We start from the raw sequence: 15,352 nt of genomic DNA on the forward strand, positions 1-15,352 counted from the left end.
CGGTCGCGGCGTTCGCGGAATGCCGGGCTACCGGCGCCGGCGGTGGATGATCTCGCCCACCACCAGCTCGTCGATCTCCAGCCGCTTGATGCGCGCCCGGCCCACCGCGAGGCGGCCGATGGCGACGGCGCCGATCGCCAGGGCCCCGACCGCAAGCGCGCCGATGGCCAGCGCCCCCACCGAGCCGAGGCCCATCGCCCCAAGCCCCGCCGCCGCCCGGGGCGTCGCCGCGCCGCGGGTTGAATTTGCCGGGCGCGAGGCGGCGCGGATTTCGTCCTGCGGCTGATGGTGTTCGGTCATGGCCTGTCCCCGGTTTCTCGGGTTGATCTGCGGCGGCATGGGGCTATGAAGCCGCCTGCCGTGTGGACCCGTCGTGCGCGAACATGATGTCCCCCGACAGGCGATGGTTCAAAACAGCCGGTGCAGGCCCTCGCCGGCGCCCACCGCCGGGACCGCCCGCGCGCCCTACTTCAGCAGAGCGGCGGCCCGGTCCAGCGCCGGGCCGAAGCCCTTCAGCGAGATGGTGAAGGGCTGCACCTGGCCGGTGTCGGTGGCGGCGTTCACGCGCAAGGCGTCGGCCTTCCTCAGCTGGGCGAGGGCCCGCGCGTCGAAGGAGAGGGGCACCACGCAGCCCTGCGGCAGGCAGGTGGAAAAACGCAGCGCGGCGAGGTCCGCCTCGCCCAGCTTCAGCGCCACGCCCTTTTCGAGGAACAGGCCGAAGGGCAGGAACAGCACGCCCTCCACCTTCTCGCCCCTGGGCTGAAGCTCCACGGCGAGCACGCGCTGGCGGCTGCGGCTGTCGAGCTGCTGCTGGGAAATGACGCAGCGCTTCGTGCCCTGGGGCAGGGTGCAGGCCACCTGCCAGTCCTGGAACGCCTCGCTCACCGATTGCGCGCCGCCGGGAAAGGACGGCGCCGGCTGCGCCACCGCAGCGCCCGTTGCCAGCGCGAGGGCGGCCAGGGCGCCCGCCGCGCGGCGCATTCCCGCCGGAGATCCCGGATTGCCCGGTCCCGAGCGCCGTCGGATCGTCCCCATGCCCCGTCCTCCTCGCCGCCCCTCTGAGCGCGATCCGATCAAATGGCGACGCAAGCCCATCGGCGCGCGCTCCGGCCGGGCGCTTCGGGCGCCGGCGCATCACCCCTCTCGTAGCGGACGTGGCCCCGCTTGGGAATTGCAGCGCAGCGCGGACTCCCCGCCACCCGGCGGCGAAGGTAACGCCTTGTTTGGGATAACGAAGAATTAAGCGCGCTTACCCATAGTTTTTGCAGTGCGACGAACGGCTTTCGAGCAGAGGACATCCCTTGCCCCCCATGGCGCCCCAGAGGCCTCCTGAATGGATGAAGGTGGCGCCGGCCGTCTGGCGGCCGCCTGCGAGGCGCTGAGATGACGCGCTGCATCCGGGCGGCAGCAGCGCACGCCATCTCCACCGGTTCCCGATCTCCTGTTTTCCTCTGGCCGGCGGTCCTCCCGCGCGGCGGCGGCCATGGCCTGCGCCGCGCGCTGATGGGCTCGACGGTGCTTGCCGCCGCCCTCGGCGCGGGCCTGCCGGCGCTGCGGTCCGGGCCGGCGCAGGCGGCGCTCCTCTACATCGACACGTCCCAGGCGAGCTACAGCCAGAACGACGCGGCCGCCCAGCAGGACCCCATGATCTTCGATGGCGGAACGCTGAAGCCCGTGGCGCCGCCGCCCGACGCGAATTTCGTCTACCCGGTGCTGGTGCTGGCCACCGGCGGCTATGTGGACACAAGCCTCACCGACACCACCTTCGCCGGGGCGATCACCGCGGACGGGCCCCTCACCAAGCAGGGCGGCAACACCCTCACCTTCGAGGGTGGCGGCAGCTTTCAGGCGCTGTCCGTCACCGGCGGCGCCGTCACGCTCTCGGGTGCGGCGGATTATTCGGCCTCTTCCCTCACCACCTCGGCGGGGACGACCTTCACTCTCGCGTCCGACGTGACCTTCACCGTCGATACCATCGCGAACTACGGCACGCTCCATGTGCAGCAGGGCACGGTGAGTGCCACGAGCCTCACCAACGGCCTCGGCGGCGCGGTGACGGTGGAGGCGGGCGCGGCGCTGTCGGGCACCCTCGACAACAATGGCACCTTCACCAACCTCGGCTCCACGAACGCCACCGTGAACACCAACGCCGGTACCCTCACCAACGAGGGGACGTGGTCCGGCGCGGTGGTCTCCAATGCGGGCACCCTCACGAACCAGCAAAGCGGCAGCTGGACCGGCGCGGTGCAGGGCAATGGCGGCACCATCCGGAACCTCTCCGGCGCCAGCTGGACCGGAGCGGTGGAAGCCAACGGCAACACCATCCTCAATGACGGCGCCGGCACCACGTGGACCGGCGCCGTTCTCGGCAATCTGGGGGGCGTCACCAATTCCGGCGGCGCCCTCTGGACCGGGGACGTGGCGGCGAACGTCGCCACCATCGAGAACACCAGTGGCGCGAGCTGGTCTGGCGCGGTGACCTCCAACCAGGGCACCATCACCAACGACGGGGCAGGCACCAGCTGGACCGGGACGGCCAGCAACGCCGGCGCTCTCGACAACCGGAACGGCGCCAGCTGGAGCGGGGCGCTCGCCAGCAACTCGGGCTTCGTGACCAACGAGACGGGCGCCAGCTGGACGGGCGCGGTCACGTCCAACACGGGCAGCCTCTCCAACCTGTCCGGTGCCACCTGGACCGGCGCGGTAGAGGCCAATTCCGGCACGATCACCAATGCGGGGACAGGCACCCGCTGGATCGGCGACGTCCACAACGCGCTTTCGGTGCAAAACCTGAACGGGGCGAGCTGGACCGGCGACGCCATCGACAATTCCGGCGTCATCCGCAACAGCGGGGCGGGCACCAGCTGGACCGGCGCGCTGAAGGGCAACACTTTCTACGTCTACAATGACGGGGCAAGCTGGAGCGGCACGGTCGCGGACAATTCCGGCGTGGTGAGCAGCACCAACTCCGCCAGCTGGAGCGGCGCCGTCACCGGCAACACCGGCTATGTCTACAACTCCGGCGGGTCCACCTGGACCGGCGCGGTCACCGGCAATGCCGCCACCATCCAGAACAGCGCCGGCGGCATCTGGACGGATGGCGACATCACCGGCAACGGCGGCACCATCACCAACACCGGCTCCGGCACCTCCTGGACCGGGAAGGTGGTGAGCAATTCCGGGGTCATCATCAATGATGCGGGGGCGACGTGGACCGGCGCCGTGGCCGCGAACGCCAGCGGGGCCGCCATCGTCAGTTCCAACGGGTCGGGCTGGTCGGGCGACGTGGGCAACAGCGGGACGATCCAGAACGTCTTCGGCTCGACCTGGACCGGCAAGGTCGTGTCCAACGCCGCCGGCGGCAGCATCACCAACGATGCCTCCACCTGGACCGGCGCCGTGGTCACCAATGCCGGCACCGTCTGGAACCAGGGCGGCGCCATCTGGACCGGCGCGGTCACCTCCAACGGGGGCACCATCACCAACACCGGCGGGGGCACTTGGTCCGGCGACATCCTCGACAACGCCGCCGGCGCGACCATCCTCAACACCGGCACGGGCACCGGCTGGGCGGGCACGGTCAGCGGCAATGCCGGCACCATCCAGAACCAGCTGTCGGCGACATGGTACGGTGTGGTGGCGGGTAATACGGGGGCCATCGTCAACACCGGCGCCGGCACGTCCTGGTCCGGCGACGTGGTGGCCAATGCCGGCACCATCTCCAATCTCTCCGGCGCCACCTGGACGGGCGATGTGCTGGGCAACGCCGGCACCATCGTCAACACCGGGACCTGGGTCGGCTCGGCCAGCAACACCGATGGCACGCTCGCCACCTACGGCGTCTGGGACGGGAGCATCGTCAACGGGAGGACGCTGGCCGCGGCAGGAGAGATCACCGGCGGCGTCAGCAATGCGGCGGGCGCCACCTTCTATGTGGACGGGGTGACGAGCCCGGCGCTGCCGAACCTGCTGGTGGGCGGCAGCGTGGCCAATGCCGGGACGGTGCAGGTCCTCGGCGCGGCCAGCCTGAAGGTGGGCGGGGACTTCGCCAATGCGGGCACGGTGAGCCTGTCGCAGGGCACCGCGACCTACAACACACTCACGGTGGCCGGCACCTATGCGGGCACGGCCGGCGCGGTGGTGGTGATGGACATCGACCTGTCCTCCACCCGGGCCGACACCACCCGCGCCGACCTTCTGGACGCGCAGGCGGTGAGCGGCGCCACCGCGCTGGAGCTGCGCAACGTGGGCGCGAACAGCGGCCTCTTCGCTAACGACATCGTGGTGGTGAAGGGGGAGGGGGCGGACGATGCGTTCACCGCCACCGGGCTCGGGTCCCGCGGCCTCATCGACTACAGCCTCGTGCACGCGGGCGACGAATGGGCGGTGCGCTCCACTCTCAATCCGTCCGCCGGCAGCCTGGCGGCGAGCGTGGCGGCGACCCTCACCGCCTTCACCACCGGCTTCCTCGAAAGCATGAGCATGGTGGTGTCGGGGCCGGCCGATCCGGTGCGGGATCAGGTGTCCTATGGCCTGTGGGCGCGGCTGAAGGGCGGCAGCTACGACATGGACAGCGTGAGCACCACCCGCGTGGCGGGCGCCACCGCGAGCGTGGCGGCGGCCTCCACCTTCACCTCCAGCTTCGGCGGCTTCCAGGTAGGTGCCGACATTTCCCGCTCCGACATCGCCGGCTCGGGCTTCACCGCGCACGTGGGCCTCACGGCGGGGGATGTCCAGCTGGACAACACCCTTGCGAACGGCGGCGGGGTGTCCACCAGCGTGGATGCGCCGTTCTATGGCGCCTATGCCGTGCTTCGGGGGCACGGGCTCTACGCGGACGTGCAGGTGCTGCGTACCACCTACGGCATGGACCTGACCAACGCCGCGGCGCGGCTCTCCGGTGCGGCGACGGGCGCGGACGGCTGGGCGGTGACGGCCCATGCCGGCGGCGTGGCGCCCCTCGGGGGCAGCTGGTTCGCGGAGCCCTCCGCCGGCTTCGACTATGCCACCGCCCGGGTGGACGAGGTGCTGCTGCCGGGCGGCCTCGGCATCCTGTCCACCGATCCGGTCGAGAGCCTGATCGGCAGCCTCAGGTTGAAGGTGGGCACGCGCATCGCCGCGGGGCAGGGCCTCGTGCTGCGGCCCTCGGTGGAGGTGAGCGTGTGGCACGAGTTCGCCGGCACCGGCGCCGGAACCTTTGCGGACGGCTTCGGCGGGGCGGCGCTGTTCGGCGTCACCGGCCTCGGCACCTTCGGGCAGGTGGGCGTGGGCCTTGCGGGCGAGGCGCCAGCGCTCGGCGTGCTCGGCTTCCTCCAGGCGGACTACCGCTTCGGCGACAACATCTCCGGGGGCGCCTTCTCCGGCGGCATGCGCCGCGTGTTCTGACCCGGGGCCAGCGGGGGGGCTGCTACGGCACGAGGCTGTGGGCGGCCCAGTCCTGGCGTGGCACCTCGCTGCCCAGCTCGAAGCCGAAGTCCACCACGTCCATGCCGTCGGGGCTGGTGCGGCAATGGTAGGAGAGGCGATACCAGTGCCCGCGGCTGCGCACCGCCGCGCCCGGCGCGGTGACGGAGGCGGGGCCGGGCTTCGGGTCGCCGAAGGCGTAGGCCACCACCTCCTCGGGACGCATGTCGGCGTGCTGCCGGCTCACCTCGCCCATGGCGCGGGCGTTGCAGCGCTGCTCGATGCGGGTGGGCAGGTCCACATGGAGCATCGTCCGGTCGCGCTTGGGCTCCTCGTGCTTCCCCCGGTCGTGCCGGGCGGCGCCGGCGAATGCCGCCGCGGGCACGAGGCAGAAGGCGAGGGCGGTCAAGGCGAGACGTTTCACGGGATGGCGCATCCAAGGCTGACAGGATCGAATCAGCACGCTTAATATGCGCTTGTGGCGGGGATGGGACGGCGCCGCCGCCATTGAGGCCATTGATCGGCCGCATGATGTGTTATGTTGACCCTGATACAGCTGCGCGGACGGGGCCCGCGGGGCGAAGCCGGGGCGGGGAGAAGGTGGACGCGTGATGGCGGATGATCGGCCGATGATCCTCGCCCTGCAGGGCGGTGACCGGGAGGTGATCCAGTCCCTGCTCGTGCGGGCGGCGGGACGGCTCCGGGAGCAGGGCGTGCGCGTGCTGGGGGTGGTGGAGCACCTGCCGCCGGGCTGCGCCCACGAGGACGTGCTGCTGCTCGACCTCGTTTCCGGGGAAACCAACCGCCTGCATCAGGACCTCGGGCCCGGCTCGGCCGGATGCAGCCTTGATCCGGCGGGCCTCGCGGCAGCCTCCGCCGGGGTGGAGCGGGCCATCGCCGAGCGTGTCGCGGCGGGCGGCGATCTTTCGGACACGGTGGTCATCCTCTCCAAGTTCGGCCGGCAGGAAGCCGAGGGGCGCGGGCTCACCAGCGCCTTCCACGCCGCCGTTGCCGCCGAGATGGCGGTTCTGACCTCCGTTTCCCCTACCGTGCGGTTGGAATGGGATGGCTTCGTCGGCGACCTCGCCGCCGTCGCGCCGGCGGATCTGTCCGCGGTGGAGGCGTGGTGGGGCCTCGCCGTGGCGGAACTTGCCGACTAGCCCATAACGGATCGGCCTGCGGCGCCTCCGCTCCCGGAACACGGGCATTCGTGGCTGCCGCTTGAGGTTGAGGATGGGCGCGCGCGGCTTCTCTCGCGACGGCGGGCATGCGGTGCCCGGCGCCGCGCCGCCGGATCGCGCGGGAAGCGGTTTCCCCTTCGCCACAAAAGGCTTTAAGAAGAACGGGCGCGGGGCGTGCGTGACCGGGGTAGGGCTCGGGCGCGGGGCTGTCGTGCGCCGGCATTCGCTCCCTCTCCCAAGAAGGCGGTCATGGTCCTGCGTCGTTCCCCTGCTGCTTCCGTCGCGGTGCTCGCCGCCGGCCTCGCCCTCGCCGCCTGCCAGGGCAATCCGGACAGCTGGGGTACGGGCGTGGTGAAGCAGACCGACGCGTTCGGCGACTATTCCGAGACGGTGGTCTCCATTCCCAAGCCCACCGCCGGGCCGCGCCAGTTCCAGTGCACCGGCCCGTTCGCGCCCAATACCACCGCCGTGAACATCGCCGCCGATTTCGGCCAGGCCAATGTGGTCTCCGGCAACGTCATCTCGCCGGACGGCTCCACCGCCCCGGGCATCGTGCTGCTGCCGAACGATCCGGCCCTGAGTCTCGAGATCGCCTGGAAGGACCCGGTGAACCTCGTCGCTCCCCGCCGAGTCGCCTTCACCGAATCCACCGCCTGGAGCGTGAACGGCATCGGCATCGGCGCCAGCCTTGCCGATCTCGAGCGCGCCAACGGCAAGCCCTTCCGCATCCAGGGCTTCGGCGGCAATGCCGGCGGCGTGGTGGCGGACTGGCGCGGCGGCAAGCTCGCCAATCTGGGCGGCGGCTGCGCGCTGGGCGCCCAGCTGGCGCTGTCCGCCACGGTGAGCGATGCAGCCCAGACCAGGATCTCCGGACCGAAGAGCTTCGGCTCCAACGACCCCGCAATCCGCGCCGCCAACCCGACGGTTGGCGTGTTCTGGGTCAACTACCGCTAGGGCAGGCCTGCGCCCTCACGCCCCGCGGGCGCCGGTCCGGTGGGCGAAAGCCCAGATGCGGTAACCGGAGAAGGTCCACAGCATGATGATGCCGGTGGTGATGGCCTGGGCGAGCAGGTAGAACAGCCCCAGCCGGTGCACCAGCACATCCATCAGCACCCCGTTCAGGACGAAGGCCACCAGCGCCACCACCAGGAAGCGCGGCACCGCCCCCGCATGGGAGCGGGACGATTCGAAGGTGAAGCGCCGGTTGAGGGTGTAGGACACCACCCCGCCCACCACGAATCCCACCGCCGAGCCGGCCACCGGCCCCAGCCAGCCCTTCTCCACCACCAGCGCCAGCGCGGCGAAATGCGCGGAGGTGGCGGCCAGCCCCACCCCGACGAAGGTGGAGAACTGGCGGATCAGGTCACGGTATTGGTGAATCAGGGCGGCAATGGGGGGTGGCACCGGGACAGGGCTCCGGACAGGAAGATCTGCTGGCGGCTTCCGTCGCCGCAAATTATGGTCTAAGGAAGCCCATCAGCGCGCAGGGTAAAGAGTTTTCTCGAGGTGTGACCTCCTCGCACTCGCTCGGTGCCCATGCGCGCACGCTTCGGACCGGTCCGGGGCGGAGCTCGATCCTTTCGGGGGGCGCGTGACCCGCGGCCCTTTTTTTGCGCCCGGAGCGTGATCGGAAGGGGGACGAGCCCCGCCCAGGCCGTGGTGCCGGGGTTTCGACGAAACCGGATCCTGACGTCGACAAGCTTCCTCCGGGAACCTTGCGGCGGCGGTCGAGAGCTCAAGACGGATATGCCGAAACGCACCGATATCGAAACCATCCTCATCATCGGCGCCGGTCCCATCGTGATCGGTCAGGCCTGCGAATTCGATTATTCCGGAACGCAGGCGGTGAAGGCGCTGAAGGAGGAGGGATACCGGGTCGTCCTCGTCAACTCGAACCCCGCGACCATCATGACCGACCCGGACATGGCGGACGCCACCTATATCGAGCCCATCACCGCCGAGATCGTCACCAAGATCATCGAGAAGGAGCGCGGCGACCGCTCCAGGGGCTTCGCCCTGCTGCCCACCATGGGCGGGCAGACGGCGCTGAACTGCGCTTTGTCCCTCAAGAAGATGGGCACGCTTGAAAAATACGACGTGGAGATGATCGGCGCCACGGCCGAGGCCATCGACAAGGCCGAGGACCGCGAGATGTTCCGCGAGGCCATGACCAAGATCGGCCTCTCCACGCCCAAGTCCCGCCAGATCAAGACCTTGTCCCAGGCGCTCGAGGCGCTGGAGGAGGTGGGCCTGCCCGCCATCATCCGCCCCTCCTTCACCATGGGCGGCACGGGCGGCGGCATCGCCTACAACAAGGCCGAGTTCATCGAGATCATCGAGCGCGGCATCGACGCCTCCCCCACCAACGAGGTGCTGGTGGAGGAGAGCGTGCTGGGCTGGAAGGAGTATGAGATGGAGGTGGTCCGCGACAAGGCGGACAACTGCATCATCATCTGCTCCATCGAGAACATCGACCCGATGGGCGTGCACACGGGTGATTCCATCACGGTGGCCCCGGCGCTGACGCTCACCGACAAGGAATACCAGGTCATGCGCGACGCCTCGCTGGCGGTGCTGCGCGAGATCGGGGTGGAGACCGGCGGCTCCAACGTGCAGTTCGCGGTGAATCCGGAGGACGGCCGGCTCATCGTCATCGAGATGAACCCGCGGGTGTCGCGCTCCTCGGCGCTGGCCTCCAAGGCCACCGGCTTTCCCATCGCCAAGGTCGCGGCGCGGCTGGCCGTGGGCTACACGCTGGACGAGATCGAGAACGACATCACCGGCGGCGCGACGCCCGCCTCCTTCGAGCCCACCATCGATTATGTGGTGACGAAGGTGCCGCGCTTCGCCTTCGAGAAGTTCCCCGGCGCCGATCCGGTGCTCACCACCGCCATGAAGTCGGTGGGCGAGGCCATGGCCATCGGCCGCACCTTCCAGGAATCCCTGCAGAAGGCCCTGCGCTCTCTGGAGACGGGCCTCACCGGCCTCGACGACATCGAGATCGAGGGCCTCGGCCAGGGCGACGACAAGAATGCGGTGCGCGCCGCGCTCGGCACGCCCACGCCGGATCGCCTGCTCTACGTGGCGCAGGCCATGCGTCTCGGCCTGACGGACGAGCAGATCCACGCCGCCTGCAAGATCGATCCCTGGTTCCTGGCCGAGATCCGCGGCATCGTCGAGATGGAGGCGAAGGTCCGCCGCCTCGGCCTGCCGGGCACCGAGGGGCAGTTCCGCCGCCTGAAGAGCATGGGCTTCTCGGACGCGCGCCTCGCCACCCTTGCACACCTGACCGAGGCCCAGGTGCGCGCGCGGCGCCAGGCGCTGGACGTGCGCCCGGCCTACAAGCGCATCGACACCTGCGCGGCCGAGTTCGCCTCGCCCACCGCCTACATGTACTCGACCTATGAGACGCCGTTCGCCGGCCAGCTCGCCGATGAGGCCTTCCCGTCCGACCGCGAGAAGGTGATCATCCTCGGGGGCGGTCCGAACCGGATCGGCCAGGGCATCGAGTTCGACTATTGCTGCTGCCATGCGGCCTTCGCCCTGAAGGACGCGGGCTATGAAGCGATCATGGTCAACTGCAATCCGGAGACCGTCTCCACCGATTACGACACCTCGGACCGGCTCTATTTCGAGCCGCTGACCGCCGAGGACGTGCTGGAGCTGATCGCCCGCGAGAAGACGAACGGCACCCTGAAGGGCGTCATCGTGCAGTTCGGCGGCCAGACGCCGCTGAAGCTCGCCAAGGCCTTGGAAGACGCGGAGGTGCCGATCCTCGGCACCTCTCCGGACGCCATCGACCTCGCCGAGGACCGCGACCGCTTCAAGACCCTGCTGGATCGCCTGAAGATCCGCCAGCCGGCCAACGGCATCGCCTATTCGGTTGAGCAGGCGCGCCTCGTCGCCGGCGAGCTCGGCTACCCCATGGTGGTCCGCCCGTCCTACGTGCTGGGCGGCCGGGCCATGCAGATCATCCGCGAGGAGAGCCAGCTCGGCGACTATCTGCTGGAGACGCTTCCCGGCCTCGTGCCGCAGGAGGTCAAGGCCCGGTATCCCAACGACAAGACCGGCCAGATCAACACCGTTCTCGGCAAGAATCCGCTGCTGTTCGACCGCTATCTGTCGGATGCCATCGAGGTGGACGTCGACGCTCTTTGTGATGGCAAGGACGTCTTCATCGCCGGCATCATGGAGCACATCGAGGAGGCGGGCATCCATTCGGGTGACAGCGCCTGCTCGCTGCCGTCGTGTTCGCTCTCGCCCGACACCCTCGCCGCGCTGGAGAAGCAGACGGCTGCCATGGCGCTGGCCCTCGGCGTCGGCGGCCTGATGAACGTGCAGTACGCCATCAAGGGCGACGAGATCTATGTTCTCGAGGTGAACCCGCGCGCCTCGCGCACGGTGCCGTTCGTGGCCAAGGTCATCGGCCTGTCCATCGCCAAGATCGCGGCGCGGGTGATGGCGGGCGAGAAGCTCGTGTCCTTCGACCTGGTGCAGCCCAAGCTCGGCCATATCGCGGTGAAGGAAGCGGTGTTCCCCTTCGCCCGCTTCCCCGGCGTCGACACGGTGCTGGGCCCGGAGATGCGCTCCACCGGCGAGGTCATGGGCCTCGACACCGACTTCGGCGTCGCCTTTGCCAAGAGCCAGCTGGGCGGCGGCACCAAGGTGCCCAAGTCCGGCACGGTGTTCGTCTCGCTCAAGGAGAGCGACAAGCAGCGCATCCTGCCGACCATGAGGATGCTGGTGGAGCTCGGCTTCAAGGTGATCGCCACCTCCGGCACCCAGCGCTTCCTGGAGGAGCACGGCGTGCCCGCCGCCAAGATCAACAAGGTGCTCGAAGGCCGCCCGCACATCGTCGACGCCATCAAGAACGGCGAGGTGCAGCTGGTCTTCAATACCACCGAGGGTGCGCAGGCTCTTGCGGACAGCCGGTCGCTCCGGCGGGCCGCCCTCTTGCAGAAAGTGCCGTATTACACCACGCTGTCCGGAGCCATCGCGGCTGCGCAGGGGATCAAGGCCTATGTGGGCGGAGACCTGACCGTGCGGCCGCTGCAGGGCTATTTCAGTGCCGGTGGGCAAGACTCGCACGCCGGGGCGCGGGGCAAAGCCTCCGTCGCCTGAACCTGCGTCCCCCGGCGGACGCGGCGCGCGTGGCCCTCGTTCAACCACGGGCGTGGGATGTCCCCTTCTCCAGCAGGAGGAGGGGCGGCGAAGCCTTCGCCCGCGGGATGTGTACCCCGCAGGACGCGTGAGGCAGTCGCTGCAACCGGGCCGCGCCGCGTGCCAGGATGCAGCTCGGTTTTCAGGCGCCGGATATGCCGTGTCCAGGCAGGTCCGGCGCCGACGATTTCAGGAGGTCTGAAGAAGGACCCATGGAGAAGATTCCCATGACCGCCGGGGGCTATGTGGCCCTTGAGCAAGAGTTGAAGCAGCGTCAGCAGGTGGAGCGTCCGCGCATCATCGCCGCCATCTCCGAGGCCCGCGCCCACGGCGACCTTTCCGAGAATGCGGAATATCACGCCGCCAAGGAGCAGCAGTCGCTGAACGAGGGGCGTATCGCCGAGCTCGAGGACAAGCTGTCCCGTGCCGAGGTGATCGACGTTTCAAAGCTCTCCGGTGATATCGTCAAATTCGGCGCCACCGTGACCCTCGTGGACGAGGACACGGAGGAGGAGAAGGTCTGGCAGATCGTTGGCGACAGCGAGGCCGACGCCAAGGCCGGCCGCATCTCCATCTCCTCGCCAGTTGCGCGGGCGCTGATCGGCAAGAAGAAGGGCGCTTCCGTCGAGGTGGTCACGCCCAAGGGCGCGCGCTCCTTCGAAATCGTGGCGGTGCGCTGGGGCTGAGCCAAGTCGCCCCAATCGCTTGCACGCCCCGGCTGGTCCGGGGCGTTCGCGCGTGTGCTCGCCTGCAACCAGGCGGGTGACGTCGCGAGGTGTTGTCTTGGGGGCGTCCCCTTGGAGGTCACGCCCCCCTGGGCAGTCCGGCTTCCAGCGGCACCACGGGCGCGTTCTTCGCCTGCTTCAGCGTGAGGGCGGTCTTCACGTTGCGCACGTTCGGCGCCGCGGTGATTTCAAGGACGAAGGTCTGGAAGGTCCTGAGATCAGGCGCCACGCACAGCATCAGGAAGTCCACGTCGCCGGACAGCATCCAGGCGCTGCGCACCAGCGGCCAGTGGGCGATGAGCTCCTGGAAGGCTTCGAGGTCGGCCTCGGCCTGGCTGATGAGATGCACCATGGCGAAGGCCATGAGATCGTAGCCGAGCCGCTTCTCCTCGAGCAGGGCGCGATAACCCTGGATGATCCCGTCCTCCTCCAACGCCCGCACACGGCGCAGGCAGGGTGGGGCCGAGATGCCGACACGCCGCGAAAGCTCGACATTGGTCATGCGCCCGTCCCGCTGCAGCTCGTCCAGGATCTTCCAGTCGACGGCATCGAGGCGAACGGTCAAGGCAGGGCTCCTGCGGCAGGGGACAGCGGCACCTTAGTGCGCGTTTGCGGCAACGCAACGAAATAATCTTTCGCAATGCAGCTTGATCCACGCCGCCTTGTGGCGCTGCGGGAGTGCCCCTACATTTGCGCATAGCTTACGCACGAGCGTGTTCAAACAGGCGGAACCGGCACCCGGCACCGGGGGCATGCGCGGCCGGTGATTTCGAGGACAACATGACGGCCCAGAACGTGAAGGTGGTGATCATCGGCTCCGGCCCGGCCGGCTACACGGCCGCCGTCTACGCGGCGCGCGCCATGCTGGAGCCGGTGCTGTTCGAGGGGATCCAGCCGGGCGGCCAGCTCACCATCACCACCGACGTTGAAAACTACCCCGGTTTCGCCGAGCCCATCCAGGGCCCCTGGCTGATGGAACAGATGCGGGCCCAGGCCGAGCACATGGGCACGAAGATCATCGCCGATCATGTGGCGACCCTCGACCTGTCGCAGCGGCCGTTCCGGCTGGAGACCGAATCGGGCACCATCTGGCGCGCCGACGTGGTCATCCTCGCCACCGGCGCGCAGGCGCGCTGGCTCGGCCTCGATTCGGAGGCGGCATTCCGGGGCTTCGGCGTTTCCGCCTGCGCCACATGCGATGGCTTCTTCTATCGCGGCAAGGAGGTGGTCGTGGTGGGCGGCGGCAACACCGCTGTGGAGGAGGCGCTGTTCCTCACCAATTTCGCGTCCAAGGTCACCGTGGTGCATCGGCGCGACAGCTTCCGCGCGGAGAAGATCCTGCAGGAGCGCCTGTTCGCCAATCCGAAGGTGAATGTGGTGTGGCATGCCGAGCTCGCCGAGGTGGTGGGCGCGGACGACCCCTTCACCAAGGTGACCGGAGCGAAGCTGCGGGACGTGCGTACCGGCGCGATCACCGAGCTGCCCGCTGACGGCATATTTGTCGCCATCGGCCATGCGCCTGCCACAGAGCTGGTGAAAGACCAGCTGAAGCTGAAGGAGAGCGGCTATGTCTGGACCGCCGCTGATTCGACGGCGACTTCGGTGCCGGGAGTGTTCGCCGCGGGCGACGTGGCGGATGAGATCTATCGCCAGGCCGTGACAGCGGCCGGGCGCGGGTGCATGGCGGCCCTTGAGGCGGAACGCTTCCTGGCGCACCAGCCGGTGGCGAAGGCGGCGGAGTAGCCGCCCGTCCGCCCGTCCGCCCGGCGGCTGGGCGGGCCTTTCTTGGGCAGCGCGGGGGTCGGTGTGGTGGGGGCCATGCCGGTGTCACAGGTCTAAACGATTGAACGGCATCGCATCCCTGTCCGGCGTGGAGGGGTTGCCGCTTGAGGGGCTCGGGCCTGATGGATTGGGACAAGCTGAAGGTTTTCCACGTTGCTGCCGAGGCCGGTTCCTTCACCCATGCAGGCGAGACGCTGGGGCTTTCCCAGTCGGCCGTGAGCCGGCAGGTGTCGGCGCTGGAGGCGGAGCTGAAGGTTCCGCTCTTTCACCGCCATGCCCGCGGCCTCATCCTCACCGAGCAGGGCGAGCTGCTCTATCGCACCGCCCACGAGGTGTTCCTGAAGCTGGAATCGGCCCGCGCCCAGCTCACCGACAGCCGGGAGAAGCCGAACGGCGACCTGCGCGTCACCACCACCATGGGCCTGGGCACCCACTGGCTCACCGCCCGGGTGGGGGAGTTCGTGGAGCTGTTCCCGGACATCCGCATTCAGCTCATCCTCACCGACGAGGAACTGGACCTCGCCATGCGCGAGGCGGACGTGGCCATCCGCATGCGCCAGCCGGTGCAGCCGGACCTGGTGCAGCGCAAGCTCTTCACCGTGCATTTCCATGCTTATGCCTCAGCGGACTATCTGAAGCGGCACGGCCATCCGCGCACCCTCGATGAGCTGGACAAGCACCGTATCCTGCTGCTCGGCGGGCCGATCCCGTCCTATTTCCAGGGGCTCAACTGGCTGGAGCACGCCGGGCGTGACGGCTCGACCCCCCGCATTCCGGCCTTCGAGGTCAACAACGTGCTCGGCCTGAAGCGCGCGGTGGAGCGCGGGGTGGGCATCGGCACGTTGCCCGACTACCTCTCGGACGATTCTTCATCGCTTGTGCAGCTGTTCACGGATCGGGAAACGCCCAAGCTCGAGGCTTACTTCACCTATGCCCAGGAAATGCGCTCGGTGGCGCGCATCCAGGTGTTCCGTGACTTTCTCATCTCCAAGGCACAGCGCTGGAATTACTGATTTATGACGCGCTGTGGTATTTGGATGATGCATCACGGTGTGCAGCCCAGCGCTGCGGACATGCCTGATATGCAGTCATTTCGCGTTG

The 15,352-nt window shown here is 68.8% G+C and carries 12 protein-coding genes; 7 read left to right on the plus strand and 5 right to left on the minus strand.

The window, feature by feature from the left end:
* Positions 1 to 27 precede the first annotated feature (27 nt).
* A complete protein-coding gene (locus V5F59_RS04030; protein ID WP_393980306.1) occupies positions 28 to 300 on the minus strand; it encodes a hypothetical protein in 273 nt (90 codons plus the stop codon).
* Positions 301 to 465: 165 nt separating this feature from the next.
* Complete coding sequence (locus V5F59_RS04035; RefSeq protein WP_393980304.1) at positions 466 to 1,035, minus strand: invasion associated locus B family protein; 570 nt, start codon at positions 1,033 to 1,035, stop codon at positions 466 to 468.
* A gap of 348 nt (positions 1,036 to 1,383) precedes the next feature.
* Here V5F59_RS04035 and V5F59_RS04040 point away from each other — a divergent pair, with 348 nt between their 5' ends.
* Positions 1,384 to 5,385 (plus strand): beta strand repeat-containing protein, encoded by a 4,002-nt coding sequence (locus tag V5F59_RS04040; protein WP_393980302.1) that lies wholly within the window; start codon positions 1,384 to 1,386, stop codon positions 5,383 to 5,385.
* A 22-nt stretch (positions 5,386 to 5,407) separates the two neighbouring features.
* On the opposite strand, the gene V5F59_RS04045 is transcribed toward V5F59_RS04040, so the two are convergent.
* Positions 5,408 to 5,827 (minus strand): DUF930 domain-containing protein, encoded by a 420-nt coding sequence (locus V5F59_RS04045; RefSeq protein ID WP_393980300.1) that lies wholly within the window; start codon positions 5,825 to 5,827, stop codon positions 5,408 to 5,410.
* A gap of 187 nt (positions 5,828 to 6,014) precedes the next feature.
* Between V5F59_RS04045 and V5F59_RS04050 the strand changes: the two genes are divergently transcribed.
* Positions 6,015 to 6,563 carry a DUF2478 domain-containing protein gene (locus V5F59_RS04050; RefSeq protein WP_393980298.1) on the plus strand — a complete coding sequence of 183 codons (549 nt, stop codon included), beginning with the start codon at positions 6,015 to 6,017 and terminating at the stop codon, positions 6,561 to 6,563.
* Between the two features lie 270 nt (positions 6,564 to 6,833).
* Entirely contained in the window at positions 6,834 to 7,538 is a 705-nt protein-coding gene (locus V5F59_RS04055; protein ID WP_393980296.1) for a hypothetical protein, read from the plus strand.
* Positions 7,539 to 7,553: 15 nt separating this feature from the next.
* On the opposite strand, the gene V5F59_RS04060 is transcribed toward V5F59_RS04055, so the two are convergent.
* Positions 7,554 to 7,988 (minus strand): GtrA family protein, encoded by a 435-nt coding sequence (locus tag V5F59_RS04060; RefSeq protein ID WP_393980294.1) that lies wholly within the window; start codon positions 7,986 to 7,988, stop codon positions 7,554 to 7,556.
* A gap of 342 nt (positions 7,989 to 8,330) precedes the next feature.
* On the opposite strand from V5F59_RS04060, the gene carB reads away from it, so the two are divergent.
* Together carB and greA are read left to right on the plus strand one after the other, a co-directional pair.
* A complete protein-coding gene (gene carB / locus V5F59_RS04065; protein WP_393980292.1) occupies positions 8,331 to 11,705 on the plus strand; it encodes a carbamoyl-phosphate synthase large subunit in 3,375 nt (1,124 codons plus the stop codon).
* A gap of 251 nt (positions 11,706 to 11,956) precedes the next feature.
* A complete protein-coding gene (gene greA, locus V5F59_RS04070) occupies positions 11,957 to 12,430 on the plus strand; it encodes a transcription elongation factor GreA (RefSeq protein WP_393980290.1) in 474 nt (157 codons plus the stop codon).
* A 118-nt stretch (positions 12,431 to 12,548) separates the two neighbouring features.
* Here greA and V5F59_RS04075 read toward each other — a convergent pair whose 3' ends face one another.
* The gene (locus V5F59_RS04075; protein WP_393980288.1) at positions 12,549 to 13,034 is read right to left on the minus strand and encodes an Lrp/AsnC family transcriptional regulator; all 486 of its coding nucleotides are present in this window, start codon (positions 13,032 to 13,034) and stop codon (positions 12,549 to 12,551) included.
* A 215-nt stretch (positions 13,035 to 13,249) separates the two neighbouring features.
* Between V5F59_RS04075 and trxB the strand changes: the two genes are divergently transcribed.
* Together trxB and V5F59_RS04085 are read left to right on the plus strand one after the other, a co-directional pair.
* Positions 13,250 to 14,212: a thioredoxin-disulfide reductase gene (trxB, locus tag V5F59_RS04080; RefSeq protein WP_393980286.1), complete on the plus strand. Its 963-nt coding sequence runs from the start codon at positions 13,250 to 13,252 to the stop codon at positions 14,210 to 14,212.
* A 161-nt stretch (positions 14,213 to 14,373) separates the two neighbouring features.
* Positions 14,374 to 15,264 (plus strand): LysR family transcriptional regulator, encoded by an 891-nt coding sequence (locus tag V5F59_RS04085; protein ID WP_393980443.1) that lies wholly within the window; start codon positions 14,374 to 14,376, stop codon positions 15,262 to 15,264.
* Positions 15,265 to 15,352: the final 88 nt, after the last annotated feature.

Source organism: Xanthobacter nonsaccharivorans (assembly GCF_043194755.2).
Taxonomy (GTDB): Bacteria; Pseudomonadota; Alphaproteobacteria; order Rhizobiales; family Xanthobacteraceae; genus Xanthobacter; species Xanthobacter autotrophicus_G.